The following is a 394-nucleotide window of genomic DNA, read 5'->3' as shown; positions in this document are numbered from 1 at the left end:
CCACGATCAACGGCAGGAAGAACCACAGGCCGATCAGCCGCAGCACCATCAGTGCGCCGTCCAGCAGCCCGCCCTTGGGTGCGCCTCCCACCATCACGGTGATGCGGCGCCCATCCTCGTTGCGGATCATCACCCGCGCCACGTCCAGATAGGGCGGCACCAGCGACCCGAGCTCGCTGGCACCCACGGTCGGCAGCCGCGCAAGCAGCGGCGCGTGGACCGCCGGGATGGTGCCGCGCTCAAGCCAGACGCCCTTGTCGTCGACCGCAGCGAACCAGAGATTGCCACCGGCGTCGGTATCGAGCGCGTCCCAGCGCGCCTGGTCCAGCACCAGGCGGCCGCCTTCGCTGTGCACCGCCTTGGCCACCGCCTCGGCAATGAACATGTCCATGCC

1 protein-coding gene is annotated in these 394 nt (G+C 69.8%); it reads right to left on the bottom strand.

Translation table 11 applies throughout. From position 1 onward, the window contains the following. A partial coding sequence (locus EN850_RS33990) for a hypothetical protein (RefSeq protein ID WP_210238019.1) occupies positions 1-394 on the bottom strand: 394 nt, incomplete at both ends.

The organism is Mesorhizobium sp. M8A.F.Ca.ET.207.01.1.1 (assembly GCF_004794715.1).
Classification (GTDB): Bacteria; Pseudomonadota; Alphaproteobacteria; order Rhizobiales; family Rhizobiaceae; genus Mesorhizobium.
Note: the sequence above shows the minus strand (reverse complement) of the source record. Positions and strands in the feature narration are given on the sequence as shown.